Annotated in this window: 16 protein-coding genes and 2 pseudogenes; 14 read left to right on the top strand and 4 right to left on the bottom strand. The window is 61.6% G+C overall.

Annotated features, from left to right (window positions below; translation table 11 throughout):
- Positions 1-132: 132 nt before the first annotated feature.
- The 4 genes from SGJ19_16485 to SGJ19_16470 all read left to right on the top strand — a co-directional run bounded on the left by SGJ19_16485 (position 133) and on the right by SGJ19_16470 (position 9,711).
- Positions 133-1,755, top strand: coding sequence for a DUF1559 domain-containing protein (locus tag SGJ19_16485; GenBank protein MDZ4781850.1), 1,623 nt, complete (start codon positions 133-135; stop codon positions 1,753-1,755).
- Positions 1,756-1,992: 237 nt separating this feature from the next.
- On the top strand, positions 1,993-4,416 hold the full coding sequence (locus tag SGJ19_16480) for a DEAD/DEAH box helicase (GenBank protein MDZ4781849.1): 2,424 nt from the start codon (positions 1,993-1,995) through the stop codon (positions 4,414-4,416).
- The gene (locus SGJ19_16475; protein MDZ4781848.1) at positions 4,416-5,324 is read left to right on the top strand and encodes a ribonuclease H-like domain-containing protein; all 909 of its coding nucleotides are present in this window, start codon (positions 4,416-4,418) and stop codon (positions 5,322-5,324) included. Before SGJ19_16480 ends, SGJ19_16475 begins: the two co-directional genes overlap by 1 nt.
- Before the next feature lie 232 nt (positions 5,325-5,556).
- Positions 5,557-9,711, top strand: a complete 4,155-nt coding sequence (locus tag SGJ19_16470) for a G8 domain-containing protein (GenBank protein MDZ4781847.1) — start codon at positions 5,557-5,559, stop codon at positions 9,709-9,711.
- Between the two features lie 453 nt (positions 9,712-10,164).
- Here the strand turns inward: SGJ19_16470 and SGJ19_16465 are convergent, their stop codons facing one another.
- The gene (locus SGJ19_16465) at positions 10,165-12,474 is read right to left on the bottom strand and encodes an efflux RND transporter permease subunit (GenBank protein ID MDZ4781846.1); all 2,310 of its coding nucleotides are present in this window, start codon (positions 12,472-12,474) and stop codon (positions 10,165-10,167) included.
- Between the two features lie 53 nt (positions 12,475-12,527).
- A complete protein-coding gene (locus SGJ19_16460; protein MDZ4781845.1) occupies positions 12,528-14,495 on the bottom strand; it encodes a redoxin domain-containing protein in 1,968 nt (655 codons plus the stop codon).
- Between the two features lie 281 nt (positions 14,496-14,776).
- Here SGJ19_16460 and SGJ19_16455 point away from each other — a divergent pair, with 281 nt between their 5' ends.
- From SGJ19_16455 to SGJ19_16415, 9 genes and pseudogenes are all read left to right on the top strand, one after another.
- Positions 14,777-15,352, top strand: a complete 576-nt coding sequence (locus SGJ19_16455; GenBank protein MDZ4781844.1) for a sigma-70 family RNA polymerase sigma factor — start codon at positions 14,777-14,779, stop codon at positions 15,350-15,352.
- A complete protein-coding gene (locus SGJ19_16450; protein ID MDZ4781843.1) occupies positions 15,339-15,689 on the top strand; it encodes a hypothetical protein in 351 nt (116 codons plus the stop codon). Before SGJ19_16455 ends, SGJ19_16450 begins: the two co-directional genes overlap by 14 nt.
- Complete coding sequence (locus SGJ19_16445) at positions 15,689-16,897, top strand: hypothetical protein (GenBank protein ID MDZ4781842.1); 1,209 nt, start codon at positions 15,689-15,691, stop codon at positions 16,895-16,897. Before SGJ19_16450 ends, SGJ19_16445 begins: the two co-directional genes overlap by 1 nt.
- On the top strand, positions 16,894-19,002 hold the full coding sequence (locus tag SGJ19_16440; GenBank protein MDZ4781841.1) for a DUF1549 domain-containing protein: 2,109 nt from the start codon (positions 16,894-16,896) through the stop codon (positions 19,000-19,002). Before SGJ19_16445 ends, SGJ19_16440 begins: the two co-directional genes overlap by 4 nt.
- Before the next feature lie 29 nt (positions 19,003-19,031).
- A complete protein-coding gene (locus SGJ19_16435; GenBank protein ID MDZ4781840.1) occupies positions 19,032-20,342 on the top strand; it encodes a DUF1501 domain-containing protein in 1,311 nt (436 codons plus the stop codon).
- Positions 20,339-21,265 carry a hypothetical protein gene (locus SGJ19_16430; GenBank protein ID MDZ4781839.1) on the top strand — a complete coding sequence of 309 codons (927 nt, stop codon included), beginning with the start codon at positions 20,339-20,341 and terminating at the stop codon, positions 21,263-21,265. The genes SGJ19_16435 and SGJ19_16430 overlap by 4 nt, the downstream gene beginning before the upstream one ends.
- Before the next feature lie 189 nt (positions 21,266-21,454).
- Positions 21,455-22,171, top strand: coding sequence for a DUF6265 family protein (locus tag SGJ19_16425; GenBank protein MDZ4781838.1), 717 nt, complete (start codon positions 21,455-21,457; stop codon positions 22,169-22,171).
- A 195-nt stretch (positions 22,172-22,366) separates the two neighbouring features.
- Positions 22,367-22,798: a DUF1579 family protein gene (locus SGJ19_16420; GenBank protein MDZ4781837.1), complete on the top strand. Its 432-nt coding sequence runs from the start codon at positions 22,367-22,369 to the stop codon at positions 22,796-22,798.
- Positions 22,799-22,839: 41 nt separating this feature from the next.
- Positions 22,840-23,106, top strand: a pseudogene (locus SGJ19_16415) (tyrosine-type recombinase/integrase).
- 61 nt (positions 23,107-23,167) lie between these two features.
- Here SGJ19_16415 and SGJ19_16410 read toward each other — a convergent pair.
- Both SGJ19_16410 and SGJ19_16405 read right to left on the bottom strand, forming a co-directional pair.
- Positions 23,168-23,761, bottom strand: coding sequence for a response regulator transcription factor (locus SGJ19_16410; protein MDZ4781836.1), 594 nt, complete (start codon positions 23,759-23,761; stop codon positions 23,168-23,170).
- A gap of 9 nt (positions 23,762-23,770) precedes the next feature.
- Positions 23,771-24,667: an efflux RND transporter periplasmic adaptor subunit gene (locus SGJ19_16405; GenBank protein MDZ4781835.1), complete on the bottom strand. Its 897-nt coding sequence runs from the start codon at positions 24,665-24,667 to the stop codon at positions 23,771-23,773.
- Positions 24,668-24,703: 36 nt separating this feature from the next.
- On the opposite strand from SGJ19_16405, the pseudogene SGJ19_16400 reads away from it, so the two are divergent.
- A pseudogene (locus tag SGJ19_16400) lies at positions 24,704-26,038 on the top strand (sulfatase-like hydrolase/transferase).
- The last annotated feature ends 511 nt before the right edge of the window (positions 26,039-26,549 follow it).

Here is a 26,549-nt window from a genome sequence, read left to right as displayed (position 1 = left end):
TACCGCATGGCATCCGAGCCTCCAGGGTGCAATCGGAATTCCAATTCCGACCGCAAGTGTTTAACCTGAAGCAGACCGAATCGTCAACAGAGCCTAGTCGTCGCCGGGTTGCGGCCCGGCGAACCGCGGCTGATGGCTCAAGCGCCCGCCGCTGCCGGAAACAATGCCGAATCGGCCCCGTTGCCCGAAACATTGTCGCTCGATTACCTGCCGGCGGACGTGAAGGTCGTCGCGGCGGCCAGCCCCCTCAAGTTGTTTGGTCGTCCGGAAATGGCGCCGCTGGCGAAAACGGTGAATGAACTGTTTGGCCAGCAATTGGGCGTTCCCGTCGAACAGCTCGAACTGGTGTTATTCGGAGGCGTGGCAGTGGCTGGGGATAGTGGACCGACACCGCACATCATGCTGCGCACGTCGGCGCCCCATGATTGGAAGCCGTTCCTAGCAGGCTTGAGTGGTGCGGGCAAGCTCGATGAACAGACTGTCGGCGCACACAAATACTACGACACGGGCGACCAAACGGATGGGCTCTGTTGCTTCCTGCCGGACGATCGAACGTTGATCCTGCAGCCGCGGAAGCTGATGAGACCGTACCTCGCCAGCTTTGGGCGTCCGCGCGTCGCACAGCCGCGTTGGCTTCCGCTTTGGGAAAAGGTGGCGAAATCATCGGCCGCCGCAGCGGTGGATCCGTCTATCATCAGGCATGAAATTGAGCGCATGTCTCAGCAGGGACCCGCGGAGCCGTTCGCGCCGCTCTGGCGAGAAACCGAGGCCGCGGCGATTGGCTTTGGCGGTGAACAGAGTCTGACCATTGAAGGTTACGCGCTGGCGTCGAACGCCGATTCGGCGACTCGCATCAGTCGCACCCTGGACGCGGCGCGGACCTTGTTCTTGAACATGGAGCCGGAGCTTCGCACGCAGATCGCCAACGAGCCGGCGGACATTTCGGGATTTGAACTCCAGGCGCTCGATGCGGGCGTCAAGGTGATCGACTCGGCGAAGTTGACGACCGAAGCGAATCTCGTCCACCTCTCCGCCGAAGGTCCCGGAGACATTGCGGCCACGATGGCCATCATCATGCCGGCGCTTGCCCAAGCGCGGGAAGCGGCCCGTCGAGCTCAGAGCATGAACAATCTCAAGCAACTCGGCCTGGCGATGCATGTTTACGCCGACACGCATGGATCGTTTCCTCCGGCGGTAATCATCGGCCCAGACGGCAAGACGCCACACAGTTGGCGCGTGGCGATCCTGCCCTATTTGGATCAGGTCGCCCTTTACAACAGTTACAAATTGGATGAGCCCTGGGACAGCGAGAACAACAAGCAGGTTCTTGAACATATGCCCGTGTTCTTTCGCAACCCAAACGACGACCGCCCCGGCCCCAACAGCTCCTACTTTGCCATCACCGGCGAAGCAACGCTGTTTTCAGGCAAACAGGGCAGCCGCTTCGCCGACATCCTCGACGGCACGTCGAACACGATTCTGTTTGTCGAAGCTAAACGCGAAATTCCCTGGACCAAGCCGGAGGACATTCCGTTTGAACAGGCGACGCCATCGCAATTGGGTGGCTTTGCAAACAATGGCTTCAACGCCGCCTTTGCCGATGGCTCCGTGCGGTTCCTGCAGAACACGGTCGACGCCGCGCTGCTGAAATATCTGATTACCCGAGCGGGCGGCGAGGTGGTGGATTTCGATGCGGGGCAGAATCCGCCGGCTGTACGACAGATTCCGCCGGCTGCCACGCCGCGTGCCAATTAACCAACGCCCGATGTTCTTTCCCAGCCCAGGGACAGCGCTGATGCGCTGGTCCTGGGCTTATTTGTTGCGCCAGTGCATCGAGAGTCTTCGAGTACAACCAACGATCACCGCTAAGCCCAGGGCAGACCACCTTGGTCGTTGGCGATGGCGACGACACCGAGGGTCTGCCCTGGGCTTATTCGTGTGCCGCCGGTATACTAGACACCCGTTTAGTATCCGGTCGCCGGAGTCTGACACATGGATGTGCCCGCTTACCTGAATCGCGTGCAGCAATCGCCCGACTATGCGGGGCAACTGACGCACTTGGAAGCATTGCCCGCACGCGATGGCATCTACGCGGAGCCGAGCCATCCCCTACCCGCGGCGCTCACGGCCATGCTCGCGGCGCGGGGCATCGATCGGCTTTATTCGCATCAGGTCGCGGCGCTCGAAACGGCCCGTGCGGGCCGAGATCTCGTCGTCGTCACCGGAACGGCCAGCGGAAAAACGCTCTGCTACAACCTGCCGATTCTGGAAGCCTGCCTGGAAAACCCGTCGGCCCGGGCGCTGTATCTCTTTCCGACGAAGGCCCTCGCGCAAGATCAATTGAAAGGGCTGCTGGAAGTGCTTTCCGCCGCTGAGGCGACGCGCACGCAGATCATTCCCGGCGTGTACGATGGCGATACGCCCACTTCGCAGCGCAAGCGGATCAAGGCCGAGGCGAACCTCGTGCTGTCGAATCCCGACATGCTGCATTGCTCGATCTTGCCATATCACTCGAAGTGGAACCGGTTCTTCAGCGAATTGCGCTACGTCGTTGTCGACGAAGCGCACATGTACCGCGGCATCGTCGGGGCAAATGTCGCTTGCGTGCTGCGGCGCTTGCTACGCGTCTGCTGGCACTACGGCGCTTCGCCAACGTTCTTGGCCGCGAGCGCCACGGTGGCCAACCCCGGTGAGTTCGTCTCCAAGCTGTTGGGGCGCGAGGTGGAAGTCGTCGCCAACGACGGTGCGCCGCGCGGCCGCAAGTTTTTCGCGCTGTGGAATCCATCGCCCTTGGGAAAGGACAGCCTCGCTCGCCGCAGCGCTTCGGACGACGCAGTGCAACTGCTGGTCGAAGCGATCGAACAGGACGCCCAAGCGTTGGCCTTCACGCGCACGCGCCAGGCGACGGAGTTGATTCATCGCTACACGCGCGAGGAACTGCAAGCGCGCTGGTCGCCGCGCGCCGAGAAAATCCGCGCCTATCGCGGCGGTTATTTGCCGAATGAAAGGCGCGAGATCGAACAGGCCTTGTTCTCCGGTGAACTGCGCGGCGTGGCGGCCACGAACGCGCTGGAACTCGGCGTCGATATCGGCTCGCTCGACGTGGCGCTCTTGGTGGGCTATCCCGGCACCATCGCAAGCACCTGGCAACAGGCTGGCCGTAGCGGACGTCGACAAACAGATAGCCTGGCGGTGTTGATCGCCGGCAATGATCCGATCGATCAATACCTGCTGCGTCATCCCGATTACTTCTTCGCGCAAACGCCGGAGCAAGCGGTCGTCGATCCGGAGAATCCCTATGTGCTGACGAATCACTTGAAAACCGCGGCGTTCGAACTGCCGCTCGACGAGCGCGACGTGGAGTTGTTCGGCCCGCTCACCGGCGACATCGCCGCGCTGTTGCGCGACGCCGGCGAGTTGAACGAGATCGGCGGCAAGTTCTACTTCACCGGCGGCCAGACGCCCGCGGTGCGGATCAACTTGCGGAACATGAGCGACAACACCTACAGCATCGTCTTGCGTCGCAAAAGCGCACGCGCTGGCGATCCGCCGCCGGTGGGCCGCGCGGGCGAGAAGCGTTCGATGCCGCCGGATCATGAAGTGATCGCCAACGTCGATTCGATCAGCGCCCCGGAGTTGATTTATCCCGAGGCCGTCTATCTGCACAATGGCGAATCGTATTTCGTTCGCGAGTTGGATCTGGTCGGCAAGGTCGCTTACGTCGAGCGCCACGAGATGGACTACTACACGCAGGCCATTTTGGAAAGCAGCGTGCGGATCACCAAGCCACGCCAGGCGCGCGACGCCGTCCCGCGCGCGCAACTCGGCTACGGCGAAGTCGACGTCACCTGGCAGACCGTGGCCTTCAAAAAGATCAAGTTCAACACGCGCGAGAACATCGGCCTCGGGCCAGTGGAGATTCCCGCGCAAACGCTACCCACGACGGCGATGTGGCTCGCGCCGGACGAGAGCACCATCGTCGAAATGAAACAGGCCGGGTTCCGCGCCAGTGAAGGCCTCTGCGGCATTCGCAACCTGGCGGTGACCGCGCTCCCGATCGTGGCGATGTGCGACAGCCGCGACCTGGGCGGCGTCGTCGACAGCCACAACCTGGGGCGCTCGACGATGATCCTCTATGACCGCTACCCCGGCGGCCTTGGCTACAGCGAGCAAGGCTTCCGGCGCGTGGAACAACTGCTGGCGATCTGTTATCAAATGGTGAAGGAATGCCCTTGCGACGACGGCTGCCCTAGTTGCGTCGGTCTGCCAAATTTGAATCCGGCCGTGCATAGCGACCCGGATTTGATGCGCGGGTATCCGATCCCGGACAAGGGAGCGGCGATTCGTTTGCTGGAAATCTTGCTGGGCGTTCCGAGCGAGGCAGAGACACCCCTTGGTATCGCGTGCAGTGATTGATGCTGAGCGAAGAGATCCGAGCGCGTTTGGAGCAGTTGAATCGCGGCCGCTTGCCGGACCTGCCGGTGAGTGCGCCGTCGGCGCCGCAACTCGCGCCGTTGCGAGCGACCGCGCCCGAACCGGCCAACGGATACGCGGTCATTGCGCCGCTACGTCGTGCGACGACCGTTGACGCCACAGATTTCTCGCTCACCTCGTTGTTACCCGGCGAGGAGTTGCTCTCGGAACGCGGGACGCATTACGTCGTGCGCGAATCGCTGGACCGCTTCTGGCCCGAGTTGCCGAAGTATTTGGAGCGACTTTCCGCGCGGCTCGGCGAATCGGAGCTGCCGGAGCGCCGTCCGTTATCGCAACAATTGGCGAACGCGTTTCCGAGCAGAACCTTGTTTCTCGACTTGGAAACGTGCGGCCTGGCCGGCGCGCCGATTTTTCTCGTCGGACTGATCCGCGCGACGCCCGAGGGCTTGTTGCTCGATCAATTGTTGGCGCGCGACTACACCGAAGAGCAAGCCATCCTCGCCACGCTGGAAGCCTACGTGCATGACTGCGACGTGCTGGTCACGTTCAACGGGCGGACCTTCGATTGGCCCATGGTCCGCGACCGCCGGGCGTTTCACCGTTTGCCGGACGTGCGCCCGGAATTGCCGCACGTGGATCTGCTCATTCACGCGCGCCGAACCTGGCGCAGCCAGGTGCCGAACTGCCGCCTGCAAACCTTGGAGCGCTGCCTTTGCCGTCGCACGCGCCAAGGCGATATTCCCGGCAGTCAAATCCCCGCCGCCTACCACGCCTTCGTCCGCAGCGGCGACGCGCGGCAACTCCGCGACATCCTGCATCACAATGCCCTCGACTTGGTGACATTGGCTCAGTTGACGATGCGCATGCTGGGTGAGGGAACGCAGAGTTGAAGCACACGACGGTGTGATCGCGATCCTATTTCCTGGCCCGGCCCTGGCTTTTTTCACGCGGGGCGCAGAATTCTCATTAGAATGTGCCGTGGCGCGCTCTGGTTCGGGATTTGGTCCGCTAATGGTTTGGTGGAGTTCACGGTTCAGCCACAACCATGTCGCCCGAGCGAGTCAGTTCCATTGGGACATCGTCGAATCGTCATCGCGTCCCTTATCTGCTAGGAGCCTCTCGATGCGCAAGGTCGCCCGCCATCGCTTCGAATCGCTGGAGTCGCGTCGCCTGATGAGCGTTGCGCCGCACATGGTGGCAAACTTCGTTCCCGGGCTGTATTCATTCGAGCCCGAGGACTTCACGGCCGCTGAGCTCGGCGTCTTTTTCACGGCCGACCACGGCGACTTCGGCAGGGAACTCTGGATCACGCGCGGCGACGCTGGATCGACGCGGCTAGTCACCGATATCGTGCCCGGCGAAGTAGCAGCTGATCCGGATTTGCTAACCGCCGTTGGCGCGAAAGTGTACTTCGTGGCCAGCACTCCCGGCGCCGGACGCGAACTCTGGACCAGCGACGGCAGTGCAGCGGGCACGCGGATGGTCGCGGACGTTAACCCTGGCAAAGCCTCATCATCGCCACATAGCCTGACGCGCGTCGGCAACGACCTCTATTTCGTCGTGACTTCTGACGAGGTCGACGAGTTGTGGACGACCGACGGCACGGCAGCCGGCACTGTCCTTCTGCGGTCGTTTTCCCGGTCGCACGATGGCGCCGGATTGGCCGAGTTGACGGCGCTCGGAGATCACCTGGTGTTCAGTGCGCCCGATTCGTTGTTCGGGCGCGAATTGTGGCGCAGCGACGGAACCATTGCCGGAACGAAGCTTTTGGCCGACGTTCAAATCGGCGTCGCAAGCTCTGATCCAAGCCGGCTGTCCGCTGTCGGGAGTGTCTTGTACTTCGCCGCGAACGACGGCGTGCATGGCGCCGAGCCTTGGCGGACGGACGGCGAACTCAACACAGTCATGGTGGGCGATCTTCAAGTCGGCGCGGAAGGTTCTTCGCCGCGAGAGTTTGTCAGGACGATGAACGAGGTGTTTTTCACCGCCAATGACGGGCGTCATGGCCGCGAGTTGTGGAAGATCGATCCGACCACGGGCGTCGCGTCCCTGGTGAGCGACATGATTCCAGGCCCGACAGGGCAAGCAGACGTGATTGAGCTGACAGCCTCGGAACGCGAAGTCTACTTCGCGTCCTCCTCCGACGACGGCTTGGAACTCTGGGCCAGTGACGGTACGACGGCGGGAACCCGCGAGATCGTTGACGCGCGGCCCGGGGCGCTCAGCTCGTCGCCGCAAGATTTGCGAATCGCGGGAGAACATCTGTTTTTCACCGCGGAGCAAGAGTCGACCGGCCGCGAGTTGTGGATGCTCGACCTGGCCGACCAATCGGCGCTGCTGTCTACCGACATTTACCCGGGATTTCGCGGATCTCACGTCACCGACCCGGTCAGCTGGCATGGCGCGATTTTGTTCGGCGCCAACGACGGCCACTATGGACAAGAAGTGTGGATCGCCGGCGACCCGCTGGCGGCGGAACGCGATCCGTTGGTGATGCTCAACTTAACTCACAGTTACTTCGGCAGCGCAGTGCCGGCCGGCAAGTTCGGAGATTGGGACGGCAACGGAGTGGTGAGCATTACCGATCTCAATCTCGTGAGAGGATTGTTTGGTCCCAGCGGTTCCGATACGCATGCGCATCCGGAGTTGGACCATGAGCACGACGCCGTGATGCATTTGGTGGATGTCCACGAAGCCACGCATTTCGCCGTGCAGAACGGCGACTGGTCCGATCCGGCGACCTGGGGCGGCGACGTCCCTAACGAAGGTGCGCGCGTGGTCATCGGCGAAGAACTCACCGTGACGATTGACGGTTACATCAATGCCGCGATGCGGACCATCCGCGTCGACGGTACGCTTCGCTTCGCCACGGATGTCACGACCCGGTTGCGCGTCGACACGCTGGTCGTGACGCCCAAAGGTTACTTGGAAATCGGCACGGCGGAACACCCGGTGGCCGAGGGAGTGGTCGCGACGATGGAACTTGGCGACACGGCGCCCATCGACCGTGAGATGGATCCCCAGGCGCTCGGCGGCGGACTGATTTCGCACGGCCGCGTGTCCATTCAAGGTCAAAGCAAGTCGTCGTACGTCGCGCTCGCAGGTCCCGCGCGCAGTGGCGACGAGTGGCTGGAACTCACGGCGACGCCCGACGGTTGGCGGTTGGGCGACCGTGTCGTGTTGCCCGAGGCGATGGGACTGGGAAGTCGCGACGAGGAGTTTCAAATTCTGGAGATCGATGGACAGCGCGTGCGCGTCGCCCCGCTCACGTACGACCACCTGACGCCGCGCGACGACCTCAGCATCCATTTAGCGAACTTGACTCGCAACGTGGTCTTCGTGTCGGTCACGCCCGGCGATTGGACGCGGCAAGGCCATGTGATGTTCATGCACTCGCCAACCGTCAGCGTGGCATTCGCCGCCTTCGATCATCTGGGGCGCACCAACAAAGCTATCCCGCTCGATGACTCGGTGCTGGACGCCTTTGGCCGGCTGATTTCCGGCACGGGCTCCAATCCTCGCGCCCGCTATGCTGTTCACTTTCATCGGATGGGAGTCGCCCCCGATCGGGGAACCGCCAAGATTGTGGGGAGCGCCGTCATCACGTCGCCCGGCTGGGGCATCGTCAATCACAGTAGCCGCGTGGATGTGGAAGATAACGTCGTGTTCCACGTGACCGGCGCCAGCTTCGCCACGGAAGTCGGCAGCGAAGTCGGCACATTTCGACGCAACCTCGCCTTACGCAGCAGCGGTTCGGGAGTTCGCATCGATGATCGCGTGGCGAACCAGGATTTCGGACACGAAGGCGTCGGGTTCTGGTTTCAAGGCGGCGGCGTCGACGTCTCGGATAACATCGCGGTCGGCCATGCCAACGCCGGCTATTTTTTCGGCACAGTGGGACTTTTGGAACGAGGACTGGGGACAGGCGCGTTTCTGACGGCGAACCTCCGTGACGCGAGTTGGGCGCGCAAAGACACTGTGGACGTGCGCTTCGTTCCGTTGTTCAACTTCGCCAACAATGTCGTCTATGCTTCTACGCTCGGGCTGCAGTTCTGGCGACACATGGAAAAACGAGTGCCGCACAATCACTTCAGCGTTGTCGACGGCTTCACAGGGTGGGAACTTTCGCTGCTCGGCATCGAGTTTGATTACACCAAGCAAGTCGAGCTGCGAAACGTGCGCCTCTTCGGCAACCTCTCGGATTCGGAGCCCGTGCATTTCGGCAAGGCGATTACCGCGAACAAAGACTCCGGCTCCATCGCCGTCATCAATCCCACGATTGAAGGTTGGAGCGTCGGAATCAAAGTCGCGCCGCGCGGAAACAATCGAGTCGAAGGAGGCTACCTCAACAACTTGAGTAACGTCCGCGTAATGAAAGCCTGGGAGCCGAATCGAAGTCTCAATGTGGAAGGCGTTCAATTCGGGAACCTGAATGTCATTCGAACGCGCGGCGCGCGGCAGTTCGATCTGATCGCCGATTCGGATCAGACCCCCTACATCATGGTGCGGCAACAGGTCTACATTTTCGATACGCAAACCTACTTCAGCCCGCATGTCGTAACGCTCGACGGTCAACAGGTCTTTCTGGATCGGCAACTGCCTGACGCCGTCGCCTTTGATGGCTATGCTCAAGGAACGTATATTCCCGCCGCGGTCGTGGGACTCACCAACGAGCAACTCTGGGACGATTTCGGCGTCGCCGTCAGCGGCGCACCGCCCGCCGGAGACTTGACGAAGGATCGACGGATCCTGGGATCGATCGGTCCGGTCGTCGAACAACTTCCTGCGATCAACGTGTTGAGCGAACAGTACACGGAGCAACTCCGCGGCTATCAACTCAGTTACCGCGTCGGCGACGAAACCATCGTCGAATCGACGCCAGTCGATCTTGTTCGCGGTTGGAATCTGTTGGCTCGCGAAATTGGCGGACGCACTCGATCGCTGTTCGTCTACGCGATCGGCGACCCGGGCGACACGAACGGAGATCGGATCATCGACGCGACCGATATCGACATCGTGTACGAGAATCTGGGCCGATACGGCGCACAGATTCCCGGCGACGTCGACGATGACGGCGCAGTCACCGCCGCGGACCTGGATTTGGTAATTGCGAATCTGCCCGTAGGCTTCGAATTGCCTGCACCGCGATCGGTCGAGTCCGCCGCTACGCGTGCGCTCAGGGCAACATTGAGCGACGCGATGTTCAAGCTGCTGGCCGAACCTAGTGCCCACGCGCAGGCTACATTCGGTCGGCGTCCGACGCGGCGACCGTCCTAGCTATGATTCGGCACGACAGTTGCCGGGCAATGCCGGGCTAACCCGGGCGGGCCGAGAGTCAGAGTCAACTGAGAGTTTTCGCCCAGGAGGGCTGATTCGGAGCGAAAATCGCCAGCGAGCGATGTCGCGCCTCGTGAAGGCAACGACGAAACGCGTGCTGCCCTGGAGCCGTAACTCTTTGCCACAACTGGCCATAAAACGCAGAAAGCCGACGTCTCGCGACATCGGCTTTTCGTATAACCCGGCGATCTCAAGAGTTTGAAACCGCGTCTTCAAGTGGAGCGGGCGGGCTGCGAACCCACGACTGTTGGGTTCTGCACTTTCTGAGAAACCGCCGTTGACTGGTGTCCACTAAAAAAGGCTCTTCGATCAAGCTGCTGTTGTCAGGCAGGCAGCGCGCCCCTTGAGCCATCTGCCGCTTTCATCGAAGTTGGGATGCCTTTCCACTTTGATCTAAAGGGTCGTTGTTGGACTCTTGCTCTTCGAAGGCACAAAGCGCAACAACATGGCCGGCAGAAGGATAAGGTCGCCGAACAGGGCTGCCGCGACCGTCAGTGCGCCCATCGAGGCGAAGATCCGTTGTTCGCGCATGTCGCTGAAGATGACAGTCGAAAACCCGACGACGAGCACCAGCGTGGTCATAATCATGCCGGTGCCGGCGCCCGTGAAGGCGCGGAGGATCGCCTCGCGCTCTGCGTGTCCTTCGCGCCGTTCTTCTTGAAAGCGTGTTAAGAAATGGATGGTGTCATCCACGGCGATGCCCAAGCACACCGTGAACGCACAAACGCTCACGATTTCCAACGATTGCCCCGCCAAGACGAGGAATGTCCCGGTGACGGCCAAAGGAAAGACGTTCGGAACAATCGAAATCAGCCCGATGCGTACAGATCGATACGTAGCGCCGAGTACAACAAAGATAATGATCGCAGCGCTACCGAGGCTCGTCGCCAGGTCGACGACGATCTGGTAGAGATTGCGCCACCGCCACACGGCCGAGCCGGTGAGTTCCAGGTGAAAGCCAGGATGGCTTGCCGAAATCTCCCGCAGGCCAGCCTCGATTCGCTCAAAGACCGGACCGTATGCGGCGATGCCGAGATCACGCACGCGAAACGTAACGGTCGCTGTGCGATCTTCCGGGATGTAGAACGCCCGTTTCAACGGCGGCGGCAATAAGGCCAGCATAGTCATTCGCTCGGTGGGATCGCCGTCGCCAGGCAGTGCGGCAAGCATGCCGCGAATCGAAAGCGGGTGGCCGATCATCGGCTCTTTCTGCAGTAACTGATCGACTTGCCCGACGACCTTCAGCACTTCCGGCGATTCTGCCGGAATGCCTTCTGACCAACGAACCTCCACGGACGATACTTCCAGGCCGCCGAACGCTTCGTCGATGCGGCGCATTGCCAGCGAAGCTTCCGACGTCCTCGGCAATGAGTCGGCGAGCCGATCGTCAGGACGCAGGGTGAGCGTAACTCCGACCAAGGCAACGGTGACAGCGATCGCTAGCCAGCTAATCGCCCGGGCGTGCCGTAACACGAACTCGATGAGACCGCCGATTCGCAGGAGGTTGCGATCGACCAGGCCTTGCTCGTGCCCGATATGGACACCGCGGCCGAGCCAGGTGGAGCACACCAGTGGAATGACCGTAATCACCGCCAGAAACAGCAAGACCACGCCGAGCACGCAACTCCAGCCGAATTCCTTGACCACATCATGGTGCGCCAACACCAGCGAGCCGAATCCGATGGCCGTGGTGAGCGATGTCAGGAAGCAAGCGAGGCCGACCTTATCAAGCGCCGTTCTAGCAGCGTCACGGCCGTTCAACCCCGCGGCCGCCTGGCGGCGGATTTCCACCATGAGGTGGACGCCGTCCGTCAGCCCCACCATGCTGAGCATCACCGGCAGTAGGACGTCATTAAACGGATTCTCCTGTAAGTTGAAGTACCGCATGATCCCCAGCGTCCAGAACACGCCGATCGACGGGGCCAGTGTTACGATCAACACGGCGCGGATGCCGCGGAAGAGCACGACGGCCATCAACAATACGACGCCGTAGCCGATGATCTGATACTTCCGCTGGTTTTCCCGATGCGTTCGCATCAGCGTCACGTAGATCGGCGTACGCCCGGTCACTTCAAAGATCAGGTTCGCGTCGGACGCTTTCTTGGCGGCCTCCTCCGCCACGCGAGCGAGGCCGCTCATGCATTCGTCGTCGTTCTGTACAAAAAGCCAGTCGAAATTGACGAGCAACAACAGCGTGTGCCCGTCGTCGGAAAGCAACTGACCGCCGATAAGCGGATGCGACAGGGCGCGCTGGCGCGCCATGGCGAAGCGGCGCGGGGACGAATCGTCGCGTGGAAACAGGGGCTCGCGCAGGCCGAAGATGTTGAGCGTGGGGATTTCGTCCATCCACATCACGCTGCGTACGTAGTCCAATGATTCGAGTTCCGCGACGACGGCCCGTAGCGTCTTCGCTCCGTCAGGCGTGAAGAATACGTCGTCCGCGGAATGGACGACGATCACCGCATCCGAGCTGGAGAGGCTGACCGGCTCCACCGATGGGCGCCCCGGCGGCAATGGCTGAGCAGCAGGGCTTTCGGGCTGTGAAACCTCCACAACCGCCGCCGGCGGTCGAAGCCATCGCCAGACCTTCTCCGGACCGATGTAGCCGACCGTAGCAATGGCGCTCAAGAGGAAAATGAACAACGTGACGAGGGCGCGATGGTTTACCGTCCAGCCGAATGCGCGATCGAAAGAGTACGCCACGTTTGCTCGATGAAAAGTATTGGGATAGCGCGGAAGGAAGGCGGAGCGGTTGCCTACAAGTCCCGCTGCATTGCGGCGCGAAAGATATCTTCTCGCGTCAAACTGCCGTCGGCGTTTTCGTTCAACGACCAATCGCCGAAGCGTTCCGTCGCCAAGGGAAGTTCGTGGCGATCCACGAGACCGTCGCCGTTTGCATCGAACTTCTTCATGAACCGATCCGCATGTTGCCCGGCCTTTTCACGACGCTGCGCGACCTGTGCCGCAGCATCATCCACCGTTGAAGGCGTCGGGGCCGTGGCGCTGCGTGGGACCGCCACTTCAAAGAACGCAACTGCCATCTCTTCCCAGGTTTGATCTCCCCAGTAGACGTGCTGTTTGGGATCGGGATTCACCGGATTGCCTGCGGAGTTGTCGAACGTCGCGCAAAACTCCAGCTTGCCCAGCGACGCAATCGGCAACGGTTTTGCAAACGCATAGACGTGCTGCCAGTTGAAGTCGTAGTGCGGTACGTCCAGCAAGATGGTTCTCGCGTCGCCTTGATGCGACACCAGCCGGAACGACTTTCCCCGTACATGCATGTGCGGCGCCACGGCGAGTAACGTTCCATTCGCAGGCAAGTGACGAGGACTCGCGGTGACTGAGAAGTTCGCTTCGCCCGGCGGAATCTCGAATTCCTGATCGAGGCCAATTTGTGAGTAAACCTCATGCGTGATCTCCGCGCCGTTCCCAAACGACAATCCAATCCGCGTCAGGTCTTCCTGCTCTTTTCCATTGGGCGTGTAATGCATCTGAAAGACCAGCTGCGAACCGGCCGGCACGCGGCGGCCATGGCCCGGCGGCAACATCGTCGCACGCTGACCGGGTACATACGCGGCCAACCAACTCACCCCGCGAAACTCTTCGCTGTCCGGTGGTCGTAAGAAGACGATGCAATGGTGGACGACGGCGTGGCTGCCGGGGACCACTTGCGCGCCGGTCATCCATTTGTCTTCGGTGAGTTTCGGATCGACGACGAAGTACTGATATTCCACGGTCCCTTCGGCAGGCACGACGAAGGGGCGGTCGCGCATGGCCACGACTAGATCGGGTTCTCGATCAAGATTCCAGGCCTTCGCCGGCGGGAGCGCGGCGGGCAACTCCGCGGCGTCTCCGTACGGGGCGCCGGCAGCCACCCAATCGCGCAGGACTTGTTTGTCTGCTTCCGACATCGTCCGTGCATTGGCGAACGCGCCATGTTCGGGGCTCGCGTGCCAAGGAGGCATCCGACCGTTGTCGACAACTTCCACCATCATGTCCGCCCAGCCGACGACTTCCTCGTAGTCCGTCAACGCGAACGGGCCAATCTCGCCCTCTTGGTGGCACTCCACGCAGTTCCTTTGGAGAATCCTCGCGACATCGCGGCAATACGTATACTTCGCGTCCGCCTGCTGTTGTTTGACGCGGCCGATCAGGCAGCCCGTCATGTCCGTTTCCGGCACGCTCACCGGGTTGCCGGCGAGCAATTCCTCGAGCGCGATCCGCAGATCATTTCGGACATTCGTTACAGTTCGGGAAACGCCCGGGCGGTAGCGATCGTCAATGCGGCCGTGATAGCGTACCTGCATGGCGGAGTCGAGCACGAACACTTCGGACATCCGCTCGGCGCGAAAGGCGTCCGCGATGACGTTCTCCGCGTCCTTGGCAACCGGAATGGTAAGCTGAAACTCGTCACGGAATGTTTGCAGATCTTCGGCGGAGTCCTGGCAATTGCTGTCGATGCCTACGAATCGGACATTGCGGGGCGCAAACGCCTCGGCCAACTCGTTTAACTTCGGAGCATAGAGCCGGGCCAAAGGGCACTCCGTCCCCAGGAAACAAACAACGGTGAACTCGCCGTCCATGGCAGCGGGCACGGCAACGGACGTGCCGTCGAGCGCCGTGAGCGTGAACGGCGCCATCGTCGTCTCGGAACGACCCGTCGCCGGCGCTTGCAGAAAGCAGGAAAACACTGCGAACGCCGCGACCCAGCGCGACTGTGACATGGCCTTTTCTCCGTTACCGCTGTTTCCATTTGCAAACTGCATTTTCGGCCCAACCCCCCACGCAAATCAAGATCGACGCCCACAAAATGACGTTTAATTTCTCCGCGAATCTGAAGCGCGTCGCTGGCTACATGGGACGCGGCAAATCTTGTCGGAGCAAGCGGATACAATCGATACTGGGCCTCGGCCGCCGGCGTTTCGGAGATTTCCCAACGGAATCCGGTTACCGACGGGCGACGTGTGGCGTCGAACTTGGCAATGAAGCACGGACCGGATACTGCGTGGCGGAATTTGACTGCGACCAGGCGCTACGGGACTGCCAGCGAGGGGACACGGCTGCGCTCGAGCGGCTGGTCGCACATTTCCAGCAGCCGGTGGTGCGACTCGCTTGGCGCATGACGGGAGACACTTCGTTGGCGGAAGAGGTCGCGGTGGAAGTGTTTACCAAGGTCTGGCGAAAGTCGGGGCAATGGCGCGGCGATGCGACCGCCAGCACCTGGATTTACCAACTTGCCACGCGAACGACGCTTGACTTACTACGCGGCCGGCGACGCTGGTGGCGACGGATGCGTTGGTTTGCGCGGGAAGAGAACGCTGACGGAACGAATCCCAGCCAACTGGCCGAACGTCGCGATCAGGCGGCGCTCCAAGCCGAGGTTGTCGCGCGGGCGCTCGGCGAATTGTCCCCTGAGGACCGGGCGCTCGTACAGTTGTACTACTACGAGGAATTGCCGCTGGCGGAAATTGAGTCGATCCTGGGCATCAAGACCGAAACGCTGAAGATGCGACTGTTCCGCGCCCGGAAGCGGCTGCGTGAAACATTGCAGGAACATGGGTTGAATCGTGGCGACGATTGACGACGAAGACCGCTGGCTGCGAAGCGCATTGCAGGCCGCGCCGATGCCTGCCTGCCGGGATTTAGCCCCGGTGGTTCGACGGCGCTTGCGCCGCGCGAACGTCGCGCGGACCATGACTGTGACCATGATCTTATTCGCGGCAGGGGCAGTCGGCTGGTGGGCGTTTCAGCGCGAAACGCCCACCGCCGTGCCGCGCGAAATCGCCTTCTCGCGAGAGGAAGCGCGAGCATTGGCGGCGTTGTTCACGCCGCCGCCCGTGGAATCGTTCGACGTATTGAATCAACAACAGGCCGCGTACGCGGAATCGCTGCAACACTTGGCGCAGGAAACACACTAATGGGAAACCCACTTGTCGTGGCGCTGGTGGTGGCCACGGCACTGGCGGCGGAGCCGGCCCCGCTGAGCGACGCGCAGCGCTCAGCAGTCGCGGACCTGGCGAAGCAATCGCAATCCGACGCGGCGCGGTTAAAGCAGGCGTTGCTCGATCGCCAAACGGAGCTCGCCGCCGCATACGCGAACTATACGCTGGACGTGGGGACGATCGATCGCCTTGAGAAGGAAATTGTTACGCTGCAAGGCGATCTGTTGGCGAATTATCGCCATCTGCAGGTCGAGTTGCGGAAGCTGGTGCCGGAAGATCGTTTCGAGCGCCTGAGACGCCGATTGGACAATGCGCTCCAGCATCAGCCGCCTGCTGACCGCGCGGAGGCCGCGCCGGCAAATGCTGAGTCTACGGAAGAGCGCGTTTATTCCGGGCCACAGGCGGGCGAGACGCTCGCGCCGTTCACGGTGCGCGGCGTGTTCGACGACGACGCCGGCAAGGAGTTTGACTTCATTGCCGAAGCGGCCGGAAAGCCGATCGTGCTGGTCTTCGTGCATGACGTAAACCGGCCTTCGATCGCCTTGACGCGAACGTTGACTTCTTACACGTCAAGCCGCGCAAAAGACGGGCTTACGACCGGAATCGTCTGGCTCGATGCCGACGCCACCGAAGCCGAAAATACGTTGAAGCGCATCCGGCACGCCCTGGCGCCCGACGCCCGCGTGGGGATTTCGCTTGACGGCAAAGAAGGTCCAGGCGCTTACGGTCTGAACCGCAACGTGACGCTGACGATTCTTGTCGGCAACGAAGGCAAGGTGACCGCGAACTTCGCACTCGTGCAACCGAGCTTGCAAGCGGACCTGCCGAAGATTCTGGACGAAGTGGTGCGCGTTGCCGGCGGTACGGCGCCGCCGCTCGAAACGCTGCTCGGCGCGGGCGCCATGCGGCCTCCGGCCGGAGACGCGGATATGGACAAGCTGCGCGGCTTGCTGCGGCCAGTCATTCAACGCGACGCGAGCGAAGAAGAAGTGGATCGCGCTGCGAAAGCGCTGGAGATATACGTCGAAACTGAAGATGCCGCCCGACGGGAAGTGGGCCGCATCGCGAATACAATCATCAGCGCCGGCAAACTCTCCAACTACGGCACGCCGACGGCGCAGCGCTATTTGGAAAAGTGGGCGAAGGAATATGGCGAGCCGCAATCGAGTGAGCGGCAGCCATGAACGCGATGGCGCTGTTGCTCACCATGGCCATCGGCGCTCCGCCGGAGCGATCGGTCGACTTCGACACCGAAATCATTCCGGTGCTTACAAAAGCCGGTTGCAACGCCGGCGCTTGCCATGGCGCAGCGGCCGGACGCGGGGACTTTCGCCTGTCGCTGTTCGGTGCGGATCCCGCGACGGATTACGCCACGATCGTGCAAGAATTCGAAGGGCGGCGCATCAACTACGTGCGACCGGAAACAAGCCTGCTCATCGCCAAGCCCACCGGTCAGTTGAACCACGGCGGCGAAATGGCTCTGGAGCCAGACGGCGCAGGCGCCAAGCGGATTCTGCAGTGGATTCGCCAAGGAGCGTCCCGTGACAACGCGCGCCACCTCGTGGGGTTTCACGTTGAGCCGACCACGTTGCAAGTTGCTGCGGTTGGTGCGGAAGTGACGCTACGCGCGGAAGCCACTTTTTCCGATGGCAGCCACGAAGATGTCACGGACTGGACGGTGTTCACCTCGAACGATCCTGGCTCGGTTGAAATCGATGCCAAGACCGCACACGCGAGACTGCTTCGCCCGGGAAAGCACGTGATCATCGCGCGCTATTTGGATCGCATCGTGCCGCTCAGCATGACTCTGCCGTATCAAGACATCGATTCGCTCCCTCAAACGGATCCGGGAAGCAACTGGATTGACGAGGGCGTCCTCCGACTTTTGGACGAGTTGCGCATCACGCCATCGCCAAGCGTTGATGACGCTGGCTTTCTGCGGCGCGTGACGCTTGACCTCACCGGGCGCGTGCCGGAGGTCGAAACGGTGCGCGCTTTCCTGGCGGACGAAGCCCCTGAAAAACGTGTGGTTGCCGTCGATCGGCTACTGGAGAGCGATGCCTTCGTCGAGTATTGGACGTTTCGACTCAGCGGTTGGCTTGGCGCGCGTACGTTCGCCAACGAGCCAGAGGCGTACACGACGTATCGAGCCTGGATCGCCGAGCAAATTCGGAGCGACGCACCTTGGAACGACATGGCACGTCAACTCGTTCTCGCCGTCGGCGACAGCCACTCGGTCGGCCCCGCGAACTTTGCGCGGACGGCGAGCGACGCACGCGGTCAGGCGGAGCTCGTCAGCCGCGCCTTCCTCGGCGTGCGACTGCAATGTGCAAATTGCCATCGTCATCCGCTCGACCAATGGACTCAGGACGATTACCACGGACTGGCGGGCATCTTCGCGCGGTTGGACCGTGGGCGGATCGTGAGGATTCTAGCCCGCGGTGCAGTGACCAATCCACGGACTGGCGAACCGGCGAAGCCAAGGATTCCTGGCTTCGCGGACCTCGATCCGCAGTCAGACGGTCGCATGGCATTCGCCGATTGGATGACCGCGCCGGAGAATCCTTACTTTGGAAGGGCGATCGCGAATCGACTCTGGGCCGCGATGTTGGGACGTGGACTCATTGAGCCCATTGACGATCTGCGCGCCACGAATCCCGCCACGCATCCTGAAGTGCTGAATCGCTTAGCGGGCGATTTCGCGGCCCACGGCCATCGCTTGCGCCCTACATTGCGGCTGATCGCACTCAGCGACACCTACCAGCGCGGCGCGGCGACGGAAAAGAATGCGTTCGATGATCGCTATTACTCGCACGCATTGGAACGCCCGATGGAACCGGAACTGCTGGTGGATGCCATCGTGGACGTGACCGGCGTCCCGGAACGAATTCCCGGACTTCCGCCAGGTACGCGGTCGATCGCGATTCCTCCAGGCACGACGGCGCCTTCGCTCGCGGCATTGGGCAAGTGCTCCCAGCAGGAGGCCTGTGCAAGCAACGCGAGCGGCGGCGGGCTACCTGCGCGACTACATCTGTTGAACGGCCGTTTGTTGAACGCCAAGCTCGTGAATGATGACGGGGCGCTGCACGAGCGCATCCGTGCCGACGCTTCGAACGAGGCGATCATCGAGGAGTTCTATCTCCGAGCATGCGCCAGGTTACCGAGCGCGGCGGAGCGCGAGTATTGGATGCGTGCGCTGTCTGTTAAACATTCCGTCGAGCGCGCGGCGGTTTGCGAGGATTTCGTCTGGAGTCTCTTGAACAGTCGTGAATTCAACACGAACCATTAGCGAGGCGACCTTGGGCGGTGAGTAACAACATGCGGCGCTGTGACGGAGTGAATCGTCGCGCACTATTGCGTGCCGGCGCGCTCGCGGGCCTGGGCTTGATCCCGTCGTTGCTACGCGGTCGGGCAATGGCAGGCCATTCGCGCCCCCGCGCGAAATCCTGCATTCTGCTCTGGTTCGACGGCGGCCCCAGTCATCTGGAGACGTTCGACGTCAAACCTGACGCGCCGCGCGAAGTGCGCGGGCCCTTTGCGTCGATCGCTACCGCGACGCCGGGCTTGCGTGTCAGCGAACTTCTGCCTGCCACGGCACGGATCGCCGATCGCATCACCGTCATCCGCTCCATGACATCGCCCCTTGGCGAACATGGGCTCGCAAACGAATATCTCCTGACTGGCTACAAACCTTCGCCGGCGCTGACGTATCCCAGTTACGGCGCTGTCTTGTCGAACGATCGCGCCGCCGCGCATGAGTTGCCGGCGAACATCGCCATTCCGAGAGCGTCTGCTCCGATGGGCGTGGGATTCTTGAACGCACGTCATCGCCCCTTCAACACGGGTGGCGATCCCGCCGACGCGGACTTCCGTGTGGAAGACCTCGACTTCTTTCCCGGCGTAGATGGCGAGCGAATGGCTCGACGGCGAGAGTTCGTCGCACATTTAGATCGATTGCAGGCCCGCGTTGAATCGCGGGCAAGTTCTGCTGACTTGGATCCTGTTTTGGAACAAGCCTATCAACTCGTGACCTCGCCATCCGCAAAGCGAGCCTTCCATTTGCAAGCAGAGACGGACGCGGTGCGGGCGCAGTACGGTCCGCGCACCTTTGGTCAAAGTTGCCTTCTGGCGCGGCGCTTAGTGGAGCTCGGCGTTCCGTTCGTTACTGTGTTCAACCCAGGCTGGGACACTCACGACAACCTCGTTGTGCGGCTCAAAGAAGGTTACGCCGGTGCAAAAGTCGGCGTCGGGCTGATTCCCACATTCGACCAGGCGTTCGCGGCGCTGGTGACGGACCTCGATGAGCGCGGGCTGCTTGACGATACGCTGGTCATTGCCATGGGGGAATTCGGCCGCACGCCCAAGCTCAACTCCGGCGGCGGGCGCGATCATTGGCCGCGTGTTTTCAGTATGGCGCTCGCCGGCGCAGGGATTCCGGGCGGGCAAGTCGTTGGCGCCAGCGATCGCACCGGCGAAAGCCCAGCGGAACGGCCGATCACGCCTGTGGACCTCGCACGCACAATTTACGTGTTGTTGGGCATCGATCCGGACGCCGAACTTCACACTCAGGACGGCCGTCCGGTAAGAATCAATCAAGGCGGCGAGACGATTCGGGAACTTCTTGGATGAATGCGCCCCAACTTACTGCAGCACTATTTCTAGCGCTCTGCGCGGCCGCATCACGCGCGGAGCCGCCGATCACGGCGCTGGCCTTCGCTCCGAACGAAAACATCCTCGTTGTCGGCTCTCAGCAGGGATTGGCACTGCGCGCATGGCCGTCGCTCGAACTTGCTGGGGCGTTGCCAACGGAACTCGCGAATGTTCACGACGTCGCGTTTTCTCCGGACGGCGCGATGCTTGCTGTTGCTGGCGGCGCGCCCAGCGAATGTGGCGAACTTGAATTGCTCGACTGGTCGACACGATTACGTATCGGTCGTGCGGTCCTTGGCGAGGATGTACTGTACTCCGCACGCTGGCGGCCGGACGGCGGCGGACTCCTTGTTGCTGGGGGGAATGGGTACGCCGCGATCATCAACGCCGACACTCTCAGCCCTCGTTGTGAACTATCAGGCCATACGCGTGCCGTCTTGTCCGCCGCATGGCTATCGCAAGACACGGCGCTGACGGCCGGCGTAGATAACACGATTCTGCTTTGGAACACTGTAACCGGCGCTACCCAGCGATCGCTCAACCAACACACGGACGCCGTCCAAGCAATCATCGTCCGGCCTCCATCGGACGGGAAGCAGTCGCTCGTGGCGACCATCGGCGCGGACCGCACCGTCCGCTTCTGGCAACCGAACATCGGACGCATGGTGCGCCTCGCGCGCCTTGACTCTCGTCCCACCGCCGCCGTCTGGTCCGCGAACGGCGAAGTCATCCACATCGCCTGCTGGGACGGCCGTGTGCGCAGTGTACGTGCCGGGGATGCCGAGCTCCTCCGCGAGGCAAAAGCGATCGACGGAGTCGCTTATGCCATCGCGATGGCGCCTGACGGCGCTGTCATCGTAGGAGGACGTGCCGGACAACTTACGCGACTCCAAGTGCCTTAACACGAGAGCTTAAGCGACAACTGAAGGCGGCCGGAACAGTCGCCGGTCGACGTTGCCTTCGACCGCCTGGCGGAGAATCACTTCTCCCCCTCGTGAGGCCAGATCAATGTTGCGCCGCCCCACCGGCACAAAGATGCCGTACTCGTGGTCAAACTGACGTACCAGATCGCCTTGAATCTCCTCTCATTGTTGGCGCAAGCGCGCGAGTTGCACCGCGTCAATCGGCACGCCGATTCGCTCCATCCGCGCGACGGCTCGATCACCGAAGTCAAAGAGCCAACAAAGATCTCGCGATACCGCGGCGCGTGGAAGGACGGCGCGTTCGAGTACGAGACCGAGTTCGTGCGCGTGTCGGACAACTCGCGCACCGGGCCGTTCCGGAAGGAGTTTCGCCACACGGCCGACGGACTGCCGGTGCGCGTCGCGTTTGATCCGACCGAGGGGTATAATTCGGTGGGGCCTTACCGCCACGCCCAGGACATCGCGCTGCCCGCGCCGGCCAAGGCCGCGATCGGCGATATGGCGTGGCTGGCCGGCGCGTGGGCCGGAACGAGGGACACGAATGGTGCGACGTCGATCGAGGAGCGATGGAGCCCGCCGCTCGGCGGCGCGATGCTCGCCGTGTCGCGCACGGTCTCGCGCGGCAAGATGTCCGCATTCGAGTATCTGCGCATCGTCGAGCGCGACGGCGGCCTGGTTTACATCGCGCAGCCCGGCGGCGCTGCGCCGACCGAGTTCGTGCTCACCGAGCTGGGCGGAACGCGCGCCGTGTTCGAGAACCCGCGCCACGACTACCCGCAGCGCATCGTGTACGAGTTCTCGGCTGAGGGTGGCCTCTCCGCCACGATCGGCTTCACCAAGGGCGGCAGCCCCCGACGCTTTGAGTTAAAGCGCGAAGGCAACTAGACGCTCCCACAGTCTGGAATCTACACACAGATTATGAAACATCATTACATGCTCCCTACATTCGCGCTGGGTCTGATGCTCACCGTTGTGCTCGCCGCACAGGAGGCGAAGCCGCCCTCCGCAGAGGATCAACTAAAGCTAACCAAGCCCGGAACTGAGCATGGAGCCCTTGCGCGTTAAGCCGGAACTTGGGACGTGACCGTCAGTATGGGTTCTGGTGCGTCGGCGATTAAGTACCAAGGCACGGCGGAGAGCCGGATGACGGTGGGCGGGCGGTTTCTCCAGGTAGAGTATCAGGCCCAAGGCAAGGCGGACGCGACGGAGGGCATGTTCACTGCCGGCTTCGACTCGCGGCATCAGCGCCATACATTGATCGCGATGGATAGTTTCGGCACATACTTCGTAACCTCCCAAGGTCAACGGGACGCCAAGAGCGGGAAAATCCGGATGTCGGGCACAGACGATGACCCGGTGATGAAGGCGCTCGGGCACACCAAGGAGTTTGTGCATGTGCTGGATTTGCGCGGGCCGGAGGAGTTCGTAATGGAGGTCTGGTTCGTCGATACCCGGACGGCGGCGCGCAAGGACTTTAAGTACATGGACTACACGTTCAAGAGGAAAAAATGAGCCCTGGGCTTCACGATGCCGGCAACACAATTCGCCGGAACAACATCACCCGTCGGTCGTTCAAGCTGATCCTGAAGCGCGCCGGCCTTTCCGACATGCGGTTCCACGATCTACGGCACACCTCGGCGTCACTGCTGCTGACGAAAGGTGTGCATCCGAAGGTCGTCCAGGAGCGGCTGGGGCATTCGAACATCAACTTGGCGCTCGACACCTATTGGTACGATGGTTCTCCGCCTGGATTCATCCCGTCGCCGGCGAAGACTATCAAGTCGACTGGTACGAGCCCGAATGCCCCACGCAGCAGGTGATCGAACGCCATCACCGCGAGCTGGGCAGCTTGGTTTGCGATGACTGGCAGCTGGTCAGGCTCTAATCGGGTGCGCGGAATTGCGGTCTGCCTTCCGCGAGACCGCGCGCCTGGTCATCGTCCCCGCCGGCCAGCATGTCACGCGTGACATGGGCGTTCTTATGCCGCAACAAGTATTCCAATAAATCGAACTCACGCTGGCTTTGCGTCACGTCGCACCCAGCTCGCGTGACCCGGCGACCGCGCAACGACAGTTCAAGGTCGCTGCATCGAAATATCAGGTCGTTACTTGTTGAACAGCGCCGCAACAGGGCGCGTAGTCTGGCCAAGAATTCCGCATGTGCGAACGGTTTCAAGAGATAGTCATCCGCCCCCGTATCGAGGCCGATGACGCGATCATCGATCGAATCGCGAGCGGAGAGGATCAAGACCGGTGCACGGGATCCCGCCGCTCGGAACTCGGCCAACACGGACAAGCCGTCACGCCCAGGCAAGGACAGGTCCAAGATCACGGCATCGAAAGTGTGCGATGCAGTGGACTCAATCGCTTCTTCACCCGTGCGGACGCCCGTGATCTCGTAGCCAGCTTCGCTCAGGACGTGCATCAGATTGGCGCGCAACCTATCTTGGTCCTCAACCACCAATACACAGGACATGGGCGAATCTCATCCTGCCGGAAGGACTTGCACCGCTTGGCCATCTTGGAGGCCGCCGACGCCCGTGAGCACAACGACCTCGCCCTCGCGAACGCCATCGAGCACTTCCACTTCATCGCCTGAACGAAGTCCCAGAGTGATCGTTGTCTTACGCAGCTTGCCCGACTCGACGACGTAACAGTACGGTTCGGCGCCCGAAGTCACGGCAGCAATCGGCAATGTAGTCGTGTTCGCTCGCTCATCCAAGACAACTTGCACGCTGGCGTACATGCCGGGGCGAAGGACTTCATCCGTGTTCGGCAGGTCAATCTCGATGCGTAGTGAGCGATTGGAAGCATCGAGCGCCCAGCCCGAACGCGTCACTTTCCCTGTAAACGCCTTGCCCGCGAGCGATTGAACTTGGACGGTTGCTGGATCGCCGGCATCGCCGGTCGTGACGAGCGGCGCTTCAGCCTCGGGGACATCCACGAAGACACGGACGCGATCGGTGCGAGCCACGGCGAGGAGCGGCTTAACGCCAGTACCAGCCAGAAAATGACCGGTATCAATGTTCCTGGCGGTGACAACGCCGTCGTAGGGTGCTTTCAGTTCCAGATAGTCGACCATGGTTTGCTGGCGAGCCAGCTTCGCGTTGGCCATCGTCCGCTTCGCTTCGGCGGCGGTAAGATCGGCCTGGGCTTGTTCTAACTGGGCCTTGGCTTCCGCAATGCCTGCCGTGGCGGACGTCACTTTCGCGGCCGCTTCTTGTCGCGCCGCGTTGCTGGCCCGGAACTGCTGAAGCGATTCCTCCTCCAACTTCTTGGTAACGGATTGATCACGGGCCAGGCGCTGCATGCGATCGTACTCTGACGCCGCGTCCGCGTAATCGGCCTCCGTACGCGCAACGCCCGCCTCTGCCAACTTCACGGTCGCTTCGGCCGATTGCAGCTTGGCGTTCGCGACGAGGATGGCCCGCTCGGCACGCCCAACGAAGTGGCGTTCTTCAACGGCGTCTCCGTGCTGGTGGAAGACCAGATGAAATTCTACGATGTCTGGGGCACCGAGCAGACCTACAACCACATGTCGGCCGGATGGTCGTGGATGTTCGACGCGCCGTTCTCATGGTTCAAGCAAAACGCCTCGCAACTCGGCGGCGTCAACCAAAACATGGTCGTGTCGTGGCCGGCGCGCATCAAGGACAAGGGAGGCCTGCGCGAGCAGTTTCTGCACGTCATTGACGTCGTGCCGACAATCCTGGAGGCCGCAGGAATCAACGCGCCCGAGGTGGTGGACGGGATCAAGCAAAAGCCGATCGAAGGCACGAGCTTCGCCTACACCTTCGACGCGGCAAACGCCAAGGCGCCGAGCCAGCACAAGACGCAATACTTCGAGATGATGGGCCAGTATGCGCTGTATGACGACGGCTGGTTCCTGAGCACCAAGGTGGATCGTGCGCCTTGGGAAGCCTTTGGCGCGGCCAACTCAGATCCGCTGAATAACCAAGTATTCCAGCTGTTCGACCTGAACAAGGACTTCAGCCAGAGCGAGGACTTGGCGGCGAAATACCCTGAGAAGGTCCAGGAACTGCGGGAGAAATTCCTCGTCGAAGCGAAGAAATACCAGGTCCTGCCGCTGAATGCATCCGTAGCGGCGCGCGTCATCGCGCCACGCCCGAACATCGCTGCCGGGCGCACCGAGTTCGTTTATACGCGGCCGATGGTTGGTCTGCCGCAAGGCGACTCGCCGCTACTGCTGAACACCAGCTACACCATCACCGCCGAAATCGAAGTGCCGGCCAACGGCGCCGAGGGAATGATGCTGACTTCGGGCGGGCGATTTGCGGGCTACGGCTTTTATCTGCTCAAGGGGAAACCGGTTTTCCTGTGGAACCTGCTGGACCTCGAACGACTCAAGTGGGAAGGGCCGGCCGCGCTCACGCCCGGCAAGCACACGATCGAGTTTGACTTCAAATACGAGGGCATCGGCGTCGGTACACTCGTTTACAATAGCTTCAGCGGTCTCGGCCAGCCCGGCACCGGCGTGCTAAAGGTGGACGGCAAAGTGGTCGCCACCAAGCGCATGGAGAAAACGCTGCCAATCATCCTGCAATGGGACGAAAGCTTCGACATTGGCTCGGACACGTTGACCGGCGTGAATGACGCAGACTACCAGCCGCCGTTCACGTTCACTGGCAAGCTCAGCAAGCTGACGCTCAAAGTGGACCGCCCGGAGCTCTCGCCCGAGGATATGAAGACGCTCGAAGAGGGTATGAGGAAAGCGGCCGCCGGCCGCGAATAACCTCGCTCGAATCCCAAACCCAGCGTCTAAAAGAGCAATATTCGCAATCTCACATCCAACGCCAATCGGCGCGAAGACTTCGCGGTGGGCATCGGCTAGTCGGTGGTGCCGCCCCCCCGGCGATTGACTAAGCGACCCTGGCATCAAGCCGCCGCCGCATTCTCGTTGCCGACGACAAGGCGGCTGCAGATCTAGAGAAACTGCTGGTGACCCTGCGGGGGAAAATGGCGTAAGAACCATTCGATTGGTTACCGCGTCAACGGTCGCGGATAACTTGTTGACGGCGGCACAACTGTCGCTCGGAGGGTTTGTTCCCGCACTACTGAGGCTTAGGCGCACGCTTCCGTCCTAGTTCGCACTGAATCTTCGCGAAACGATTCTCGCCTAACGTGCGCTGGCTTTACGGTCCGCTCGGCGTCGCGAAACGCAGGATGACATATCCGAGCACGGCGCTTATCGTCGAGCCGACGAGCGTACCGATTTTCGCGGCGTCCAGCAGTTCCCCACGAAG

Source organism: Planctomycetia bacterium (assembly GCA_034440135.1).
Classification (GTDB): domain Bacteria; phylum Planctomycetota; class Planctomycetia; order Pirellulales; family JALHLM01; genus JALHLM01.
This window is presented reverse-complemented; position numbering and strand designations above follow the sequence as displayed.

Excerpts from the sequence above, each read along its gene's own strand:
- SGJ19_16485 (MDZ4781850.1), top strand. The coding sequence starts at position 133 with ATGGCTCAAGCGCCCGCCGCTGCCGGAAACAATGCCGAATCGGCCCCG.
- SGJ19_16480 (MDZ4781849.1), top strand. The coding sequence starts at position 1,993 with ATGGATGTGCCCGCTTACCTGAATCGCGTGCAGCAATCGCCCGACTAT.
- SGJ19_16475 (MDZ4781848.1), top strand. The coding sequence starts at position 4,416 with ATGCTGAGCGAAGAGATCCGAGCGCGTTTGGAGCAGTTGAATCGCGGC.
- SGJ19_16470 (MDZ4781847.1), top strand. The coding sequence starts at position 5,557 with ATGCGCAAGGTCGCCCGCCATCGCTTCGAATCGCTGGAGTCGCGTCGC.
- SGJ19_16460 (MDZ4781845.1), bottom strand. The coding sequence starts at position 14,495 with ATGTCACAGTCGCGCTGGGTCGCGGCGTTCGCAGTGTTTTCCTGCTTT.
- SGJ19_16445 (MDZ4781842.1), top strand. The coding sequence starts at position 15,689 with ATGGGAAACCCACTTGTCGTGGCGCTGGTGGTGGCCACGGCACTGGCG.
- SGJ19_16440 (MDZ4781841.1), top strand. The coding sequence starts at position 16,894 with ATGAACGCGATGGCGCTGTTGCTCACCATGGCCATCGGCGCTCCGCCG.
- SGJ19_16435 (MDZ4781840.1), top strand. The coding sequence starts at position 19,032 with ATGCGGCGCTGTGACGGAGTGAATCGTCGCGCACTATTGCGTGCCGGC.
- SGJ19_16430 (MDZ4781839.1), top strand. The coding sequence starts at position 20,339 with ATGAATGCGCCCCAACTTACTGCAGCACTATTTCTAGCGCTCTGCGCG.
- SGJ19_16410 (MDZ4781836.1), bottom strand. The coding sequence starts at position 23,761 with ATGTCCTGTGTATTGGTGGTTGAGGACCAAGATAGGTTGCGCGCCAAT.